Annotated in this window: 19 protein-coding genes; 18 read left to right on the forward strand and 1 reads right to left on the reverse strand. The window is 62.3% G+C overall.

Annotation, left to right across the window (positions count from 1 at the left end; genetic code table 11):
- Nucleotides 1–33 precede the first annotated feature (33 nt).
- From MRBLAR12_RS09525 to MRBLAR12_RS09550, 6 genes are all read left to right on the forward strand, one after another.
- The gene (locus MRBLAR12_RS09525; protein WP_229992785.1) at nucleotides 34–3,933 is read left to right on the forward strand and encodes a DNA-directed RNA polymerase subunit beta'; all 3,900 of its coding nucleotides are present in this window, start codon (nucleotides 34–36) and stop codon (nucleotides 3,931–3,933) included.
- 383 nt (nucleotides 3,934–4,316) lie between these two features.
- Nucleotides 4,317–4,691, forward strand: coding sequence for a 30S ribosomal protein S12 (rpsL, locus tag MRBLAR12_RS09530; RefSeq protein WP_018773658.1), 375 nt, complete (start codon nucleotides 4,317–4,319; stop codon nucleotides 4,689–4,691).
- A 1-nt stretch (nucleotide 4,692) separates the two neighbouring features.
- Nucleotides 4,693–5,163, forward strand: a complete 471-nt coding sequence (rpsG, locus tag MRBLAR12_RS09535; protein ID WP_011692813.1) for a 30S ribosomal protein S7 — start codon at nucleotides 4,693–4,695, stop codon at nucleotides 5,161–5,163.
- A 69-nt stretch (nucleotides 5,164–5,232) separates the two neighbouring features.
- The gene (fusA, locus tag MRBLAR12_RS09540; RefSeq protein ID WP_364745505.1) at nucleotides 5,233–7,347 is read left to right on the forward strand and encodes an elongation factor G; all 2,115 of its coding nucleotides are present in this window, start codon (nucleotides 5,233–5,235) and stop codon (nucleotides 7,345–7,347) included.
- Between the two features lie 251 nt (nucleotides 7,348–7,598).
- On the forward strand, nucleotides 7,599–8,789 hold the full coding sequence (gene tuf, locus MRBLAR12_RS09545) for an elongation factor Tu (RefSeq protein ID WP_090575294.1): 1,191 nt from the start codon (nucleotides 7,599–7,601) through the stop codon (nucleotides 8,787–8,789).
- A gap of 144 nt (nucleotides 8,790–8,933) precedes the next feature.
- Nucleotides 8,934–9,059, forward strand: coding sequence for a hypothetical protein (locus MRBLAR12_RS09550; RefSeq protein WP_290369328.1), 126 nt, complete (start codon nucleotides 8,934–8,936; stop codon nucleotides 9,057–9,059).
- 18 nt (nucleotides 9,060–9,077) lie between these two features.
- On the opposite strand, the gene MRBLAR12_RS09555 is transcribed toward MRBLAR12_RS09550, so the two are convergent.
- A complete protein-coding gene (locus MRBLAR12_RS09555; RefSeq protein WP_364745509.1) occupies nucleotides 9,078–10,502 on the reverse strand; it encodes a GH1 family beta-glucosidase in 1,425 nt (474 codons plus the stop codon).
- Nucleotides 10,503–10,886: 384 nt separating this feature from the next.
- On the opposite strand from MRBLAR12_RS09555, the gene rpsJ reads away from it, so the two are divergent.
- The 12 genes from rpsJ to rplN all read left to right on the forward strand — a co-directional run bounded on the left by rpsJ (nucleotide 10,887) and on the right by rplN (nucleotide 17,185).
- On the forward strand, nucleotides 10,887–11,195 hold the full coding sequence (gene rpsJ, locus MRBLAR12_RS09560; RefSeq protein WP_003803825.1) for a 30S ribosomal protein S10: 309 nt from the start codon (nucleotides 10,887–10,889) through the stop codon (nucleotides 11,193–11,195).
- 17 nt (nucleotides 11,196–11,212) lie between these two features.
- Nucleotides 11,213–11,863: a 50S ribosomal protein L3 gene (gene rplC / locus MRBLAR12_RS09565; protein ID WP_003803812.1), complete on the forward strand. Its 651-nt coding sequence runs from the start codon at nucleotides 11,213–11,215 to the stop codon at nucleotides 11,861–11,863.
- A gap of 4 nt (nucleotides 11,864–11,867) precedes the next feature.
- The gene (rplD, locus tag MRBLAR12_RS09570) at nucleotides 11,868–12,488 is read left to right on the forward strand and encodes a 50S ribosomal protein L4 (protein WP_090575302.1); all 621 of its coding nucleotides are present in this window, start codon (nucleotides 11,868–11,870) and stop codon (nucleotides 12,486–12,488) included.
- The gene (gene rplW / locus MRBLAR12_RS09575) at nucleotides 12,485–12,790 is read left to right on the forward strand and encodes a 50S ribosomal protein L23 (RefSeq protein WP_018773664.1); all 306 of its coding nucleotides are present in this window, start codon (nucleotides 12,485–12,487) and stop codon (nucleotides 12,788–12,790) included. Before rplD ends, rplW begins: the two co-directional genes overlap by 4 nt.
- 30 nt (nucleotides 12,791–12,820) lie before the next feature.
- The gene (rplB, locus tag MRBLAR12_RS09580) at nucleotides 12,821–13,660 is read left to right on the forward strand and encodes a 50S ribosomal protein L2 (RefSeq protein ID WP_026266473.1); all 840 of its coding nucleotides are present in this window, start codon (nucleotides 12,821–12,823) and stop codon (nucleotides 13,658–13,660) included.
- A gap of 12 nt (nucleotides 13,661–13,672) precedes the next feature.
- Nucleotides 13,673–13,954, forward strand: coding sequence for a 30S ribosomal protein S19 (gene rpsS / locus MRBLAR12_RS09585; protein ID WP_018773666.1), 282 nt, complete (start codon nucleotides 13,673–13,675; stop codon nucleotides 13,952–13,954).
- Between the two features lie 38 nt (nucleotides 13,955–13,992).
- Complete coding sequence (gene rplV, locus MRBLAR12_RS09590) at nucleotides 13,993–14,358, forward strand: 50S ribosomal protein L22 (protein WP_003803798.1); 366 nt, start codon at nucleotides 13,993–13,995, stop codon at nucleotides 14,356–14,358.
- On the forward strand, nucleotides 14,359–15,192 hold the full coding sequence (gene rpsC, locus MRBLAR12_RS09595) for a 30S ribosomal protein S3 (RefSeq protein WP_229992788.1): 834 nt from the start codon (nucleotides 14,359–14,361) through the stop codon (nucleotides 15,190–15,192).
- Nucleotides 15,193–15,609 carry a 50S ribosomal protein L16 gene (gene rplP, locus MRBLAR12_RS09600; protein ID WP_018773668.1) on the forward strand — a complete coding sequence of 139 codons (417 nt, stop codon included), beginning with the start codon at nucleotides 15,193–15,195 and terminating at the stop codon, nucleotides 15,607–15,609.
- Nucleotides 15,610–15,611: 2 nt separating this feature from the next.
- Nucleotides 15,612–15,941 (forward strand): 50S ribosomal protein L29, encoded by a 330-nt coding sequence (rpmC, locus tag MRBLAR12_RS09605; RefSeq protein WP_066436863.1) that lies wholly within the window; start codon nucleotides 15,612–15,614, stop codon nucleotides 15,939–15,941.
- Nucleotides 15,938–16,246 (forward strand): 30S ribosomal protein S17, encoded by a 309-nt coding sequence (gene rpsQ / locus MRBLAR12_RS09610; RefSeq protein WP_051628707.1) that lies wholly within the window; start codon nucleotides 15,938–15,940, stop codon nucleotides 16,244–16,246. The genes rpmC and rpsQ overlap by 4 nt, the downstream gene beginning before the upstream one ends.
- A 570-nt stretch (nucleotides 16,247–16,816) precedes the next feature.
- On the forward strand, nucleotides 16,817–17,185 hold the full coding sequence (gene rplN, locus MRBLAR12_RS09615; protein WP_003803789.1) for a 50S ribosomal protein L14: 369 nt from the start codon (nucleotides 16,817–16,819) through the stop codon (nucleotides 17,183–17,185).
- Nucleotide 17,186 lies beyond the last annotated feature (1 nt).

Genomic DNA, 17,186 nt, shown 5'->3' on the forward strand with positions numbered 1-17,186 from the left:
AGAATTTAGAGAACAAGAGAGAACAGGGACCATATGTCCAGCGAATCCTCCTTCGGCCTCATGCAGATCGGCCTCGCCACCGCGGAAGACATCCGTGGCTGGTCGTACGGCGAGGTTAAGAAGCCGGAAACCATCAACTACCGCACGCTCAAGCCCGAGAAGGACGGCCTCTTCTGCGAGAAGATCTTCGGCCCGTCCCGCGACTGGGAATGCTACTGCGGTAAGTACAAGCGCGTGCGCTTCAAGGGCATCATCTGCGAGCGGTGTGGCGTTGAGGTCACCCGCGCCAAGGTCCGCCGTGAGCGCATGGGCCACATCGAGCTCGCCGCCCCCGTTACGCACATCTGGTACTTCAAGGGTGTTCCCTCCCGCCTGGGCTACCTCCTTGACCTGGCACCGAAGGACCTCGAAAAGGTCATCTACTTCGCCGCCTACATGATCACGAGCGTCGACGCCGACAGCCGCCACGAAGAACTGCCCAACCTCCAGGTTGAGCACGACATCGAGAAGAAGCAGCTGATCGACAACCGCGACTCCGACATCGCCACGATCGCCCGCGACCTTGAGAACGAGCTCGCCCGTCTCGAAGGCGAAGGCGCCAAGGCTGCCGACAAGAAGAAGGCCCGCGACTCCGCTGACCGCCAGATGGCGAACGTCCGCAAGCGCGCCGACGCCGAAATCGAGCGCCTCGAGCAGGTCTGGGACCGTTTCAAGAACCTCAAGGTCGCTGACCTCGAAGGTGACGAAGGCCTGTACCGCGAACTGCGCGACCGTTACGGCATGTACTTCGAAGGCTCCATGGGTGCCGAGGCCATCAAGAAGCGTCTTGAGAACTTCGACATGCAGGCCGAGTCGGACATGCTGCGCGACATCATCGCCAACGGCAAGGGCCAGCGCAAGACCCGCGCCCTGAAGCGGCTCAAGGTGGTCAACGCGTTCCTGACGACCAACAACAGCCCGCTCGGCATGGTGCTGGACGCCGTCCCGGTGATCCCGCCGGAACTGCGCCCGATGGTCCAGCTGGACGGTGGCCGCTTCGCGACCTCCGACCTCAACGACCTCTACCGCCGCGTGATCAACCGCAACAACCGCCTCAAGCGCCTGCTTGATCTCGGTGCTCCGGAGATCATCGTCAACAACGAGAAGCGCATGCTTCAGGAAGCTGTTGACAGCCTCTTCGACAACGGCCGCCGCGGCCGTCCGGTCACCGGACCGGGCAACCGTCCGCTGAAGTCCCTGAGCGACATGCTCAAGGGCAAGCAAGGCCGTTTCCGCCAGAACCTCCTTGGCAAGCGCGTCGACTACTCCGGCCGTTCGGTCATCGTCGTCGGCCCGCAGCTGAAGCTGCACCAGTGTGGTCTGCCGAAGCAGATGGCCCTGGAGCTCTTCAAGCCGTTCGTGATGAAGCGCCTGGTTGACCTCAACCACGCCCAGAACATCAAGTCGGCCAAGCGCATGGTGGAGCGTTACCGTCCGCAGGTCTGGGATGTCCTCGAAGAGATCATCACCGAGCACCCGGTGCTGCTGAACCGTGCACCTACTCTGCACCGTCTCGGCATCCAGGCGTTCGAGCCGCAGCTCGTTGAAGGCAAGGCAATCCAGCTGCACCCGCTGGTTTGTGGCGCGTTCAACGCCGACTTCGACGGCGACCAGATGGCAGTTCACCTGCCGCTGAGCCCCGAAGCCCAGGCCGAGGCCCGCATCCTGATGCTGTCCTCGAACAACATCCTGAAGCCGTCCGACGGCCGCCCGGTGACCCTGCCGTCGCAGGATATGATCATCGGTCTTTACCACCTGACCACCAAGCGTGTCGGTTCAGCTGGCGAAGGCCGGATCTTCTCCTCGGTCGCGGAAGCCATCATGGCCTACGACCTCCACGAGCTGCACCTGAACTCCAAGGTCAAGATCCGCCTCGAGGGCTTCGTGCCCTACGCAGGCTGGGAAGCCCCGGAGGGCTGGGAGCCCGGTCAGACCGCACTGGTCGAGACCTCCCTCGGCCAGGTCATCTTCAACCAGACGCTGCCCGCGGACTACCCGTGGGTTGAGGATGTTGCCGACAAGGGCGAGCTGTCCCGGATCGTCAACGACCTCGCCGAGCGCTACCCGAAGGTGATCACGGCGGCAACGCTGGACAACCTGAAGGATGCCGGTTTCTACTGGGCCACCCGGTCCGGCGTCACCGTTGCCATCTCCGACATCGAGGTGCCCACGGACAAGCCGCGGATCCTCGCCGGTTACGAGACCATGGCCGCCAAGATCCAGGGCCAGTACGACAAGGGCCTGATCGACGACGACGAGCGTCGCCAGGAACTGATCGAGATCTGGAACAAGGCAACCAACGAGATCGCCCAGGCGATGCGTGACAGCCTCTCCCCGATGAACACCATCAACCGCATGGTGTCCTCGGGCGCACGTGGTAACTGGATGCAGGTCCGTCAGATCGCGGGTATCCGTGGCCTGGTGGCCAACCCTAAGGGTGAAATCATCCCGCGTCCGATCAAGTCCTCCTACCGTGAGGGCCTCTCGGTGCTGGAATACTTCATCGCCACGCACGGTGCCCGTAAGGGTCTGGCTGACACCGCCCTGCGTACCGCCAACTCGGGTTACCTGACCCGTCGTCTGGTGGACGTTTCGCAGGACGTCATTGTCCGCGAAGAGGACTGCGGCACCGAACGCGGCCTGATGACCGCCATCGCGGTGGCCGACGCCAACGGCGTCCTCGTCCTGGACGAGAACGTCGAGAACAGCGCCTACGCCCGCACCCTGGCCGTGGACGTCGTCGACTCCAAGGGCAAGGTCCTGGCAGCGGCCGGCACCGACTGCGGCGACGTCGTCATTGCCGAACTGTTCGCAGCCGGCATCACCGAGGTCAAGGTCCGCTCCGTACTCACCTGTGAGTCCAGCGTCGGCACCTGCGCCCTGTGCTACGGCCGTTCGCTGGCCACTGGCAAGACCGTCGACATCGGTGAGGCCGTGGGCATCATTGCCGCGCAGTCCATCGGTGAGCCGGGCACCCAGCTGACCATGCGTACGTTCCACACCGGTGGTGCTGTTTCCGCCAGCGGCGGCGACGACATCACCCAGGGTCTGCCCCGTATCCAGGAGCTCTTCGAAGCCCGTACTCCGAAGGGTGTCGCACCGATTGCTGAAGCAGCCGGCCGCATCACCATCGAAGAGTCCGAGCGCCAGATGCGCCTGGTCATCACCCCGGATGACGGATCCGAAGAGATCGCTTACCCGGTGCTGCGCCGTTCACGTCTCCTCATCGAAGACGGCGATCACGTCAGCGTCGGCCAGAAGCTCATCAACGGCCCGGTCGACCCCAAGCAGGTGCTGCGCATCATGGGCCCCCGTGCCGCGCAGAAGTTCCTGGTGGACGAAGTCCAGGGCGTGTACCGCAGCCAGGGCATCGGTATCCACGACAAGCACGTCGAGGTTATCGTCCGCCAGATGCTGCGCCGCGTCACGGTCATCGAGTCCGGCGAATCGGATCTGCTGCCCGGCGAGCTCGCCGAACGCAGCCGCTTCGAAGAGGCCAACCGCCGCGTTGTGTCCGAGGGCAAGACGCCGGCCTCCGGCCGTCCCGAGCTCATGGGCATCACCAAGGCGTCCCTGGCGACCGAGTCCTGGCTGTCCGCAGCTTCCTTCCAGGAAACCACCCGCGTCCTGACGCAGGCGGCCATGGAAGGCAAGAGCGATCCGCTGCTCGGCCTCAAGGAAAACGTCATCATCGGTAAGCTCATCCCGGCCGGCACGGGTCTCCCGCGCTACACCGAGGTCACCGTGGAACCCACTGAAGAAGCAAAGGCCAACCTGTTCACCGGCCCCAGCGCATTCAGTGACTTCTCCTACGACACGCTGGGCGGCGACGGAGCTCCCGAGTTCCACGCCATCCCGCTGGATGACTACGATCTCGGCAGCGACTTCCGCTGAACTGAGTGACTGACAGGCCCCGTTCCCACCTCGGTGGGGGCGGGGCCTTTCCAGTGGTAAACCCCGCCGATTAAGGGCTGGGAGCCGTCCGTGTTAGACTTGAGACTAATTGTTATTGTGGCAGTGGATGAGTGCGCCGGTTGCAGCTGAAAGGTTCAACCAGGACGACGTTTCCGGTTTGCAGGGTTCTTGTGCAACGTATGCCACATTTTCGCATGCCTAGGGGCAATTCAGGTCGAAAGTCCTTGGACCCCGGCGTGCGGTCCGACTATTAAGGCTTCGCCTCAGCTGCTCTGGAGAGAACTTCAAAGCTCGGGCGGCGAGGCGCAGCGACAAGAGAGCGGCCGCCAACGGCCGCTCCGGATAAAACGGAGAACACGAGAGTGCCTACGATTAACCAGCTGGTCCGCAAGGGCCGCACGCCTAAGGTCAAAAAGACCAAGGCTCCCGCGCTTAACGGCAGCCCGATGCGCCGCGGTGTTTGCACCCGCGTTTACACGACGACCCCGAAGAAGCCGAACTCGGCTCTGCGTAAGGTTGCTCGCGTGCGCCTCAACGGCGGCATTGAAGTCACCGCATACATCCCCGGTGTAGGCCACAACCTGCAGGAGCACTCCATTGTGCTCGTCCGCGGCGGCCGCGTGAAGGACCTTCCGGGTGTCCGCTACAAGATCGTCCGTGGCGCCCTCGATACCCAGGGTGTCAAGAACCGTAAGCAGGCTCGCAGCCGCTACGGCGCAAAGATGGAGAAGAAGTAATATGCCTCGCAAGGGTCCGGCCCCCAAGCGGCCGCTAGTTCTAGATCCCGTTTACGGCTCCCCGCTGGTCACCCAGCTCATCAACAAGGTGCTGGTTGACGGCAAGAAGTCCACCGCAGAGCGCATCGTTTACGGTGCACTCGAGGGTGCTCGCGCCAAGTCCGGCGGCGACCCCGTTGCAGCCCTCAAGAAGGCCATGGAGAACGTCAAGCCTTCGCTTGAGGTCCGCTCCCGCCGCGTTGGTGGCGCCACCTACCAGGTTCCCGTTGAGGTCAAGCCGGGCCGTTCCACGGCCCTCGCCCTCCGCTGGCTGGTTGGCTACTCCAAGGCCCGCCGCGAAAAGACCATGACCGAGCGCCTCCAGAACGAAATCCTGGATGCCTCGAACGGTCTCGGTGCCGCTGTGAAGCGTCGCGAAGACACCCACAAGATGGCCGAGTCCAACAAGGCCTTCGCACACTACCGCTGGTAATACTTCCCGGACGCCGCCGGCTCGACTGAGCCGGCGGCGAACGTGCAGTCCATCCGAAAGGGAGACACCGTGGCACAGGACGTGCTTACCGACCTTAGCAAGGTCCGCAATATCGGCATCATGGCCCACATCGATGCCGGCAAGACCACTACTACCGAGCGCATCCTCTTCTACACGGGTGTGAACCACAAGATCGGCGAAACGCACGACGGCGCTTCGACGACTGACTGGATGGAACAGGAAAAGGAACGCGGCATCACCATCACGTCTGCCGCCGTGACCTGCTTCTGGGAAAACAACCAGATCAACATCATCGACACCCCCGGCCACGTTGACTTCACGGTCGAGGTTGAGCGCTCCCTGCGCGTCCTCGACGGCGCAGTCGCAGTGTTCGACGGCAAGGAAGGCGTGGAGCCGCAGTCCGAGACTGTTTGGCGCCAGGCCGACAAGTACAACGTTCCGCGCATCTGCTTCGTCAACAAGATGGACAAGCTCGGCGCTGACTTCTACTTCACCGTCGACACCATCATCGGCCGCCTCGGTGCCAAGCCGCTGGTCATGCAGCTGCCGATCGGCGCCGAGAACGACTTCATCGGCGTAGTCGACCTTCTCTACATGCGCGCGCTGGTCTGGCCCGGCGACGCCAAGGGTGACGTCACCATGGGTGCGAAGTACGAGATCCGCGAGATCCCGGCTGACCTCCAGGCGAAGGCCGAAGAGTACCGCGCAACTCTCGTTGAGACTGTTGCCGAGGCCTCCGAAGAACTCATGGAGAAGTACCTCGAAGGCGAAGAGATCAGCATCGATGAGCTCAAGGCCGGCATCCGCAAGATGACGATCAACTCTGAGCTGTACCCGGTCTTCTGTGGTTCCGCATTCAAGAACCGCGGCGTCCAGCCGATGCTCGACGCAGTCGTGGACTACCTGCCGAACCCGCTCGACGTCCCGCCGATGATCGGTCACGATCCCCGCGACGAAGAGAAGGAACTTACCCGTAAGCCCTCCTCTGAAGAGCCCTTCTCCGCACTGGCCTTCAAGATCGCCGCGCACCCCTTCTTCGGCCAGCTCACCTTCATCCGCGTGTACTCCGGTCACGTGGAAGCAGGCTCGCAGGTGGTCAACTCCACCAAGGGCAAGAAGGAGCGCATCGGCAAGCTGTTCCAGATGCACGCCAACAAGGAAATGCCCGTCGAGGGCGCTACCGCCGGCCACATCTACGCAGCGATCGGCCTGAAGGACACCACTACCGGTGACACCCTGTGCGATCCGGCCAACCAGATTGTCCTCGAGTCCATGAGCTTCCCGGAGCCCGTGATCTCGGTTGCGATCGAGCCGAACACGAAGGGTGACCAGGAGAAGCTCTCCACGGCCATCCAGAAGCTCTCCGCTGAGGACCCGACCTTCCAGGTCTCCCTCAACGAAGACACCGGCCAGACCATCATCGCCGGCATGGGCGAGCTCCACCTGGACATCCTGGTGGACCGCATGCGCCGCGAATTCAAGGTTGAGGCGAACGTTGGCAAACCGCAGGTTGCTTACCGCGAAACCATCAAGCGTGCTGTAGAGCGTCACGACTACACGCACAAGAAGCAGACCGGTGGTTCCGGCCAGTTCGCAAAGATCCAGATCGCGATCGAGCCGCTGGACACTGCGGAAGGCGAGCTGTACGAGTTCGAGAACAAGGTCACCGGTGGCCGCGTTCCGCGCGAGTACATCCCGTCGGTTGACGCCGGCATCCAGGATGCGCTGAACGACGGCGTCCTGGCCGGCTACCCGGTTGTCGGCATCAAGGCAACGCTGATTGACGGCGCCTACCACGATGTTGACTCCTCGGAAATGGCGTTCAAGATCGCCGGCCGTATGGCTTTCAAGGAAGCCGCACGCAAGGCGAACCCTGTCCTGCTCGAACCGCTGATGGATGTCGAGGTCCGCACCCCTGAGGAATACATGGGTGAAGTTATCGGTGACCTCAACTCCCGCCGTGGCCAGATGCAGTCCATGGAAGATGCCCAGGGCGTCAAGGTTATTCGCGCACACGTCCCGCTGTCCGGCATGTTCGGCTACATCGGCGACCTGCGCTCGAAGACCCAGGGCCGCGCTGTGTACTCCATGACGTTCAACAGCTACGCCGAGGTCCCGAAGGCAGTTGCCGACGAGATCATCCAGAAGAACCGCGGCGAGTAGTCCCTAGGACGCATCGCAGCAGCAAGAACTCGGATGCGTCTCCGCCAACGGAGATTCATCTGGTGCAAGTGGCCGGGCTCCGGTCCAGACCGAAGTCCGGCCGCCTGCACGAACAGGCTCTAGGCACTAGCATTAGTACCTGAATCTGCAATTTCACCAATCCAAAGCCCCCCAAGTAGACTTACTGGAGTTTCTGCCGCGACAAGCGCGGCCGAAGGGTAAGTCATTTGAAAACGTTCTAGGAGGAACCTGTGGCAAAGGCAAAGTTCGAGCGGACTAAGCCGCACGTTAACATCGGTACCATTGGTCACGTTGACCACGGTAAGACGACGCTGACGGCCGCCATTTCCAAGGTGCTGTACGACAAGTACCCGACTCTCAACGAGAAGCGTGACTTCGCGTCGATTGACTCTGCTCCCGAAGAGCGTCAGCGCGGCATTACCATCAACATCTCCCACGTTGAGTACCAGACCGAGAAGCGCCACTACGCACACGTAGACGCTCCGGGTCACGCTGACTACATCAAGAACATGATCACCGGCGCTGCTCAGATGGACGGTGCAATCCTCGTGGTTGCCGCCACTGACGGCCCGATGGCTCAGACCCGCGAGCACGTTCTGCTCGCCCGCCAGGTTGGCGTTCCCTACCTGCTGGTCGCGCTGAACAAGGCTGACATGGTCGATGACGAGGAACTCCTCGACCTCGTCGAAATGGAAGTTCGCGAGCTGCTCAGCTCGCAGGGCTTCGATGGCGACGAAGCACCGGTCATCCGCGTTTCGGGCCTGAAGGCTCTGGAAGGCGACCCGGAGTGGGTCAAGTCCATCGAGGACCTCATGGAAGCTGTCGACAACTCGGTTCCGGACCCCGTACGTGACCGTGACAAGCCCTTCCTGATGCCGATCGAAGACGTCTTCACGATCACCGGCCGTGGCACCGTTGTTACGGGCCGCGCCGAGCGTGGAACCCTCGCCATCAACTCCGAGGTCGAGATCGTCGGCATCCGTCCGGTCCAGAAGACCACGGTTACCGGTATCGAGATGTTCCACAAGCAGCTCGACGAAGCATGGGCCGGCGAGAACTGTGGCCTCCTGCTCCGCGGTCTGAAGCGCGACGATGTCGAGCGTGGCCAGGTTGTCGTCAAGCCGGGTTCCATCACCCCGCACACCGACTTCGAGGCTAACGTCTACATCCTCTCCAAGGACGAAGGCGGACGTCACAACCCGTTCTACTCCAACTACCGCCCGCAGTTCTACTTCCGCACCACGGACGTAACCGGCGTTATCACCCTGCCGGAAGGCACGGAAATGGTTATGCCCGGCGACAACACTGAGATGACCGTTGCGCTCATCCAGCCGATCGCAATGGAAGAGGGCCTCGGCTTCGCTATCCGCGAAGGCGGCCGCACCGTTGGTTCAGGACGCGTCACCAAGATCGTCAAGTAATTACTTGCTGATCTGATGCTTGACCACTGATCGGCCGGCCGTCTGGCAGCTGTTCAGAGGATCGGGAACAGCCCCGCTGCACTTGCAGCGGGGCTGTTCTTTTTAAGTTCCTGATACCTTTGCAGGAAGGGAAAGGAGCTCACCATGGGCTGGTTCATTTTTCTACTGATCGTCGTGGCGGTTGTCGTCGCATTCTTTTGGGCGAAGAGGCACTTCCGCCAGGAGATCGAGCGCGCCAAGCGCATCAATCGGGCAAACCGGAACCAGTAGGCCCGGCCCGGGCGGGACTCAGGCCCGCCGGGCACGCGCGAGGGCCTGGTACCAGTAGTACGAGTCTTTCGGCGTGCGCTGGAGGGTCGTGAAATCCACATGTACCAGGCCGAAGCGCTGGGAGTAACCGGCCGCCCATTCAAAGTTGTCCATGAGCGTCCAGACGTAGTAGCCGAGCAGATCGACGTCGTGGGCCACGCCCCCAGGGGAGGTGGCCTCCACCGCCTGGCTGAGGTGGGCGGCGAGGTAGCTGATCCGCCCGGCGTCGGGAATGGGACCGCTGACGTGGTCCGGTTCGGGGAAGCTCGCCCCGCTCTCGGTGATGTAGAGCGGGGGCAGTGACTCGCCGTACCTGTCCTTCAGTTCCCGGAGCAGGATCCCCAGATGGTCCGGGGCAACCGGCCAGCCGAATCCCGTGAGTTCGTACTCCGGGAACGCGGCCATGTGGAACGGGACTTTCAGCATCGCCGCCGCGGTTGCGGCAGGGCTGTCGATGCCGCCCCCCGTGGCCACCTTCACGGGGTAGTAATAGTTCAGGCCGTAGAAATCCAGCGGCTGGTGGATCGTGGCCAGGTCCGCGTCGGTGATCCTGCCCAGCGAACGAAACCATGGCCGGGCGATCAGAGGCGGCCGGGGAAAGCGGCCCAGGAGGATCGGGTCCGCGTAGAGCCGGTTCAGCACGAGGTCGAAAACCCCGGCCAGCAGCCTGTCGGTTAGCGAGCCGGACGCCGGGCGGACGGGGGAATGCAGGTTCGAGACGCCAACGGCGCCGGACACGCCCTCCGCCCGCAGCGCCTGCACCGCCAGGCCGTGACCCAGGAGCTGGTGGCGCACCGACGGCAGGGCGTCGAAGAGCAGGCCATGGCCGGGCGCGTGGACGCCCAGGGCGTAGCCGTTGAGGGTGACCGAGGCGGGCTCGTTCAGCGTCACCCACTGCGCCACGCGATCGCCGAACCTCTTGCCGGCGGCCGCGCTGTACTCGGCAAACCGTTCCGCCGTCGAACGGTTCATCCAGCCGCCGCGCTGCTCGAGGGGGAGCGGCGTGTCCCAGTGGTAGAGGGTGGCCATGGGCGAGATGCCGGCGGCGAGCAGCCGGTCGATCAGGCGGTCGTAGAAGTCCAGCCCCGCCCCGTTGAAGCGGCCGGTGCCCTCAGGCTGGACCCGCGGCCACGAGATCGAGAACCGGTAGGAATCGATCCCGAGCTCGCGCATGAGCGCGATGTCTTCCTCCGCGCGGTTGTAGTGGTCGCAGGCCACTGCGGGGGAGTGTCCGTGCAGGATGTTGCCCGGCTTTTCGGCGAACGCGTCCCAGCCGGAGGGCCCACGGCCGCCGGCCGCGAGGTTCCCCTCGATCTGGAACGCCGCGGAGGCCACGCCGAGGGTGAATCCGGGGCTCAGGCGTGCGGCGAGGGCCTGAACTGCTACAGAGTCCTGCACAGTCATGCCCTAATCATCCATTCGACGGCGATTCAGGACAATGGGCCCACCGGCCCCTTCGGTGGGCTGATTCGCTTCTGCCCGCAAATTCCGGCATACTAGATGAGTTGTTCAAGCGCTCTTTCGCGTCCCGATCCGGATAATGCCGGGTGCCAGGGTCCAAGTGAGAGACCAAACATAACCCACTCCCCATGGAATTGCGGACGCGTACGTGTGAAAACGTACGACACGCCCGACCGCGGGGGTCGGTTACGCCGGCAGGTTGAGGAACCCGGATCCTTCCGGATTCAGCTTGTGCGGCGGGTGGTAGTCACGACTTCAAATGCTTCGGCAGCCACATACAACAGGCAAGTAAACAGAGCAGCATTTACTGAAAGAGAGTCAGGCGACATGGCGGGACAAAAAATCCGCATCCGGCTGAAGTCATACGACCACGAGGTCATTGACGTTTCAGCACGGAAGATCGTTGAGACGGTCACGCGCGCAGGCGCAACTGTAGTTGGCCCCGTGCCGCTGCCGACGGAGAAGAACGTTTACTGCGTTATCCGCTCTCCGCACAAGTACAAGGACAGCCGCGAGCACTTCGAAATGCGCACGCACAAGCGTCTTATCGACATCATCGATCCCACGCCCAAGGCTGTTGATTCGCTCATGCGTCTCGACCTGCCGGCCGACGTGAACATCGAAATCAAGCTGTAGGGAGGTGCTGAGAGACTATGACCGCAACCCGTAACGTAAAGGGCCTGCTGGGCACGAAGCTCGGCATGACCCAGGTCTGGGACGAGAACAACAAGCTCATCCCCGTCACTGTGGTCCAGGCTGACTCGAACGTCATCACGCAGCTGCGCAACGCAGAAACTGATGGCTATGTCGCCGTTCAGATCGGCTACGGCCAGATCGATCCCCGCAAGGTCACCAAGCCGCTGGCTGGTCACTTTGAAAAGGCAGGCGTTACGCCTCGCCGCCACGTCGTAGAACTGCGCACTGCAGATGCTGACTCTTACGAGCTGGGCCAGGAGCTCTCCGTAGAGCTCTTCGAAGCCGGCCAGAAGATCGACGTCGTTGGCACCACCAAGGGTAAGGGCTTCGCCGGTGTTATGAAGCGTCACGGCTTCCACGGCGTTGGAGCTTCCCACGGTGCCCACAAGAACCACCGTAAGCCCGGTTCAATCGGTGGCGCATCCACCCCGAGCCGCGTCTTCAAGGGCATGAAAATGGCCGGCCGCATGGGCGCCGTTCGTCACACCACGCTGAACCTCACGGTCCACGCGGTTGACGTCGAGAAGTCGCTGCTCCTGATCAAGGGCGCCGTCCCCGGCGCCCGCGGCCAGGTCGTACTCGTACGCACCGCCGTGAAGGGAGCCTAGTTCAATGACTAGCACTGTCAAGGTTGACCTGCCTGCAGAGATCTTCGACGTACAGACCAACGTGCCGCTGCTGCACCAGGTTGTCGTTGCCCAGCTCGCTGCTGCTCGCCAGGGTACCCACAAGACCAAGACCCGCGCCGAGGTTTCCGGTGCAGGTCGCAAGCCGTTCAAGCAGAAGGGCACCGGCCGCGCCCGTCAGGGTTCCATCCGTGCTCCTCACATGACCGGTGGTGGCGTTGTCCACGGCCCCACGCCGCGTGACTACAGCCAGCGCACCCCCAAGAAGATGATTGCTGCTGCACTGCGCGGCGCACTCTCGGACCGCGCCCGCAACGGCCGCGTCCACGTCATTGCTGACCTGGTTGCCGGCTCCAAGCCGTCCTCCAAGGAAGCACTGGCAACCCTGCGCGGAGTCTCCGAGCGCAAGAACCTGCTCGTTGTCATTGAGCGCGCCAACGATGTTGCTGCACTGTCCGTGCGCAACCTCGAGGAAGTTCACGTTCTGTACGCAGACCAGCTGAACACCTACGACGTTCTCGTTTCCGACGACGTAGTCTTCACCAAGGCTGCCTACGAAGCATTCGTTGCTGACAAGGTTGCAAAGAACGAGGAGGATGCCAAGTGAGTGCAGCCACCATCAAAGACCCGCGCGACGTCGTGCTTGCACCTGTCGTCTCGGAAAAGAGCTACGGCCTGATCGATGAGGGCAAGTACACCTTCCTGGTGGACCCCCGCTCGAACAAGACCGAGATCAAGCTGGCCGTGGAGAAGATTTTCTCCGTCAAGGTCGAATCGATCAACACCATCAACCGTGCCGGTAAGCGCAAGCGCACCAAATTCGGCTGGGGTACCCGCAAGAACACCAAGCGTGCCATTGTGAGCCTCAAAGAAGGCACTATCGACATCTTCGGCGGTCCGCTTTCATAAGCGGAGACCACTTTAACGAGGAAATAAATTATGGGAATCCGTAAATACAAGCCGACTACCCCGGGCCGTCGCGGCTCGAGCGTAGCGGACTTCACTGAAATCACGCGGTCGACGCCGGAAAAGTCGTTGGTACGTCCCCTCCCAAAAAAGGGTGGCCGTAACAACTCCGGTAAGATCACGACCCGTCACAAGGGTGGTGGACACAAGCGCCAGTACCGTCTGATCGACTTCCGTCGCCACGACAAGGACGGCGTCAACGCCCGCGTTGCCGAAATCGAGTATGACCCGAACCGTACGGCTCGGATCGCGCTCCTGCACTACGTTGATGGCACCAAGCGTTACATCATCGCCCCGAACAAGCTGTCCCAGGGCGACTTCGTAGAGGCCGGCGCCGACGCTGACATCAAGCCCGGCAACAACCTTCCGCTGCGCAACATCCCGGTCGGTACCGTAATCCACGCAGTCGAACTGCGTCCGGGTGGCGGCGCCAAGATGGGCCGCTCCGCCGGCGCATCGATCCAGCTCGTTGCAAAGGAAGGCCGTTTCGCCCAGCTGCGTCTGCCTTCCGGCGAAATCCGCAACGTTGACGTGCGCTGCCGCGCAACCGTCGGCGAGGTCGGCAACGCCGAGCAGTCGAACATCAACTGGGGCAAGGCCGGCCGTATGCGCTGGAAGGGCGTTCGCCCGACTGTCCGTGGTGTCGCCATGAACCCGGTTGACCACCCCCACGGTGGTGGCGAGGGTAAGACGTCCGGTGGACGTCACCCCGTCAACCCGAACGGTAAGCGCGAAGGCCGCACCCGCCGTCCCAACAAAGAGAGCGACAAGCTTATTGTTCGTCGCCGTCGTACTGGCAAGAACAAGCGATAGGAGCCTGGACACATGCCACGCAGCCTGAAAAAAGGTCCTTTCGTTGACCAGCACCTCTTTGTAAAGGTAGCCAGGGAAAACGAAAAGGGCACCAAGAACGTCATCAAGACCTGGTCCCGCCGTTCGATGATCGTCCCCGACATGCTCGGCCACACGATCGCCGTACACGACGGACGCAAGCACATCCCCGTGTTTGTCACTGAGTCGATGGTCGGGCACAAGCTCGGCGAATTCGCTCCCACGCGGACATTCCGCGGCCATGTCAAGGACGACCGTAAGGGCAAGCGCCGCTAGGCGCCTGCACTTACGTCAAAGACGAGAGAAGGAAAGCAATGGAAGCCAAGGCAATTGCGCGTCACATCCGCGTAACGCCTATGAAGGCCCGGCGCGTCGTCAACCTTGTTCGTGGTAAGCAAGCGAATGAGGCTCTGGCAATTCTGAAGTTTGCCCCCCAGGCAGCTTCGGAGCCGGTATTCAAGGTAGTTCAGTCGGCAATCTCCAACGCCCGGGTCCTCGCGGACCGCGACGGCGTGGCGTTTGACGAAGGTGACCTCATCATCAGCGAAGCGTTTGTTGATGAAGGCCCGACCATGAAGCGGTTCCAGCCGCGAGCCCAGGGTCGTGCATTTCAGATCAAGAAGCGCACGAGCCACATCACCGTGGTAGTCGCTACCCCGGAGAAAGAGGAGGCTCGCTAAGTGGGACAGAAAGTTAACCCGCACGGGTTCCGACTCGGCATCACCACCGATCACGTATCGCACTGGTTTGCTGACAGCACCAAGGCCGGCCAGCGGTACAAGGACTTCGTTCGCGAAGACATCCGTATCCGCCAGCTCATGTCCACGGGCATGGAGCGCGCCGGTATCGCCAAGGTCGAAATCGAGCGCACCCGCGACCGTGTCCGTGTGGATATCCACACGGCACGTCCGGGCATCGTCATCGGCCGCCGCGGCGCTGAAGCAGACCGCATCCGCGGCGAGCTTGAGAAGCTCACGGGCAAGCAGGTCCAGCTGAACATCCTCGAGGTCAAGAACCCCGAGATGGAAGCCCAGCTTGTTGCCCAGGGCGTTGCAGAGCAGCTGACTTCCCGCGTGGCGTTCCGCCGCGCGATGAAGAAGGCCATGCAGTCCGCACAGCGTGCCGGTGCCAAGGGCATCCGGATCGCTTGCTCGGGTCGACTGGGCGGCGCAGAAATGTCCCGCTCGGAGTTCTACCGCGAAGGCCGTGTGCCCCTGCACACCCTGCGTGCGAACATCGACTACGGCTTCTACGAGGCCAAGACCACCTTCGGCCGCATCGGCGTGAAGGTCTGGATCTACAAGGGCGACGTCACTGCCAAGGAACTGGCTCAGCAGGCAGCTGCTGCTCCGTCCCGCGGCCGTGCCGGCGACCGCCCGGGCCGCCCGGGTGGCGCCGACCGTGGTGACCGCCGCCGTCGTACCGACCGCCCCGCAGCTGAGGCAGCACCTGCTGCTGCCGAAGCTCCGGCTGTCGAAGCAGCTGCACCGGCAGTAGAAGGAGGACAGGCTTAAATGCTTATCCCACGTCGAGTCAAGCACCGTAAGCAGCACCACCCGGGTCGTTCCGGCGCTGCTACGGGCGGCACCCAGGTCTCCTTCGGTGAGTGGGGCATCCAGGCTCTGAGCCCGGCCTACGTCACGAACCGTCAGATCGAATCTGCCCGTATCGCGATGACCCGCCACATCAAGCGTGGCGGAAAGGTCTGGATCAACATTTACCCGGACCGTCCGCTGACGAAGAAGCCGGCCGAAACCCGCATGGGTTCCGGTAAGGGTTCTCCGGAATGGTGGGTCTCAAACGTCAAGCCGGGCCGGGTTCTCTTCGAACTCTCCGGTGTCAGTGAAGAGGTAGCTCGCGAGGCCCTGCGCCTGGCAATCCACAAGCTGCCGTTGAAGGCACGCATTGTGCGTCGCGAAGGTGGTGAGTAGAAATGGCAGTAGGATCCAAGGAACTTGCATCCGCACAGCTGGACGGTTTCGACAACGAGCGTCTCGTTGAAGAACTCCGCAAGGCCAAGGAAGAGCTGTTCAACCTGCGTTTCCAGTCCGCCACCGGTCAGCTGGAGAACCACGGTCGTCTGCGCGCGGTAAAGAAGGACATCGCCCGCATCTACACCGTTCTCCGTGAGCGCGAGCTGGGCATTCGTGCCGAGGTTGCCGCACCGGTTGTGGAAGCCAAGGAAGAGAAGAAGTCCAAGAAGGCTGCAACCAAGAAGGCCGAGAAGGCTGAAACGGTTGAAACCGAGGAGGATGCCAAGTGAGTGAAAAGGACGAGAACGTGACGGAAACTGTTTCCGACGCAGCCAAGGCTGACGAGCGCGGTTACCGTAAGACGAAGCGCGGCTACGTCGTCTCGGACAAGATGGAAAAGACCATCGTTGTCCAGGTCGAAGACCGCGTGAAGCACGCCCTCTACGGCAAGGTCATCCGCCGCAACGCCAAGATCAAGGCTCACGACGAAGAGAACAGCGCCGGCATCGGCGACCTCGTGCTCCTCGCCGAGACCCGCCCGCTCTCCGCTACCAAGCGGTGGCGTCTGGTCGAGATCCTCGAGAAGGCCAAGTAACACCTGCACTTGTTGCCTGGTGATACAGCAGAAGCCCTCGTTCCCCTTTGGGGGAGCGGGGGCTTCCGCGTTGCCGGCAGCCGTACCAGCGGCGTCGCCCGTCACGCGGAGCAGGCTTTGGGGAGTCCTTCGACGTCGGCCGGCCGGGTTTCCGCAGGTGCCCGGCGGCAGGCGGGCCCACAGCCTGTCCTGAGTGACGCCGCCGCCGGGAGATGCGGTGCAGTGGTGCGTGGCGCCGCCGTGTGATGCCACCGCGGGCGCGGGCTGACGTGTGCTGGCGCCAGGGCTGTGATATGGGGATACGCCCAAAACGTGCTAAGATTTTGAGTTTGTATGGCGCCTTTAGCGCGCCGTCATCAACCTCGTAAACAATCGTGCCACGGCATAGTGCCCCCTTGCGCCCCGACCCGTCGGGAACCGCCTGGGAAGCAAATGTTTTTGGCACGGGCGTTTAGGCCTGGTCTGGCAAAATCCAGGCAGGTCAAGAGACACCCCGATCAACCGTTCCGCAAGGCTCATTCCGTAGGAAGATTTTCGGTCTGAGAACCAGCGCGACGCAAGGAGTAAATAGTGATTCAGCAGGAGTCGCGACTCAAGGTCGCCGACAACACGGGTGCTAAGGAAATCCTTACCATTCGCGTTCTCGGTGGATCTGGCCGTCGCTACGCAGGCATTGGCGACGTAATCGTCGCTACCGTCAAGGACGCAATTCCGGGCGGCAACGTAAAGAAGGGCGACGTCGTCAAGGCTGTCATCGTCCGTACCAAGAAGGAACGCCGCCGTGCGGATGGTTCCTACATCAAGTTTGACGAGAACGCAGCCGTCATCCTGAAGAACGACGGTGACCCCCGCGGTACCCGTATCTTCGGACCGGTTGGTCGTGAACTTCGTGACAAGAAGTTCATGAAGATCGTTTCTCTGGCTCCGGAGGTGCTCTAGT

Origin of the sequence: Arthrobacter sp. LAR12-1-1.1 (genome assembly GCF_040676555.1) — a bacterium.
Lineage (GTDB): Bacteria > Actinomycetota > Actinomycetes > Actinomycetales > Micrococcaceae > Arthrobacter.

Coding starts and splice junctions, on each gene's coding strand:
- MRBLAR12_RS09525 (WP_229992785.1), top strand. CDS start 34: ATGTCCAGCGAATCCTCCTTCGGCCTCATGCAGATCGGCCTCGCCACC.
- rpsG (WP_011692813.1), top strand. CDS start 4,693: ATGCCTCGCAAGGGTCCGGCCCCCAAGCGGCCGCTAGTTCTAGATCCC.
- MRBLAR12_RS09550 (WP_290369328.1), top strand. CDS start 8,934: ATGGGCTGGTTCATTTTTCTACTGATCGTCGTGGCGGTTGTCGTCGCA.
- MRBLAR12_RS09555 (WP_364745509.1), bottom strand. CDS start 10,502: ATGACTGTGCAGGACTCTGTAGCAGTTCAGGCCCTCGCCGCACGCCTG.
- rpsJ (WP_003803825.1), top strand. CDS start 10,887: ATGGCGGGACAAAAAATCCGCATCCGGCTGAAGTCATACGACCACGAG.
- rplC (WP_003803812.1), top strand. CDS start 11,213: ATGACCGCAACCCGTAACGTAAAGGGCCTGCTGGGCACGAAGCTCGGC.
- rplD (WP_090575302.1), top strand. CDS start 11,868: ATGACTAGCACTGTCAAGGTTGACCTGCCTGCAGAGATCTTCGACGTA.
- rplB (WP_026266473.1), top strand. CDS start 12,821: ATGGGAATCCGTAAATACAAGCCGACTACCCCGGGCCGTCGCGGCTCG.
- rpsS (WP_018773666.1), top strand. CDS start 13,673: ATGCCACGCAGCCTGAAAAAAGGTCCTTTCGTTGACCAGCACCTCTTT.
- rplV (WP_003803798.1), top strand. CDS start 13,993: ATGGAAGCCAAGGCAATTGCGCGTCACATCCGCGTAACGCCTATGAAG.
- rplP (WP_018773668.1), top strand. CDS start 15,193: ATGCTTATCCCACGTCGAGTCAAGCACCGTAAGCAGCACCACCCGGGT.
- rpmC (WP_066436863.1), top strand. CDS start 15,612: ATGGCAGTAGGATCCAAGGAACTTGCATCCGCACAGCTGGACGGTTTC.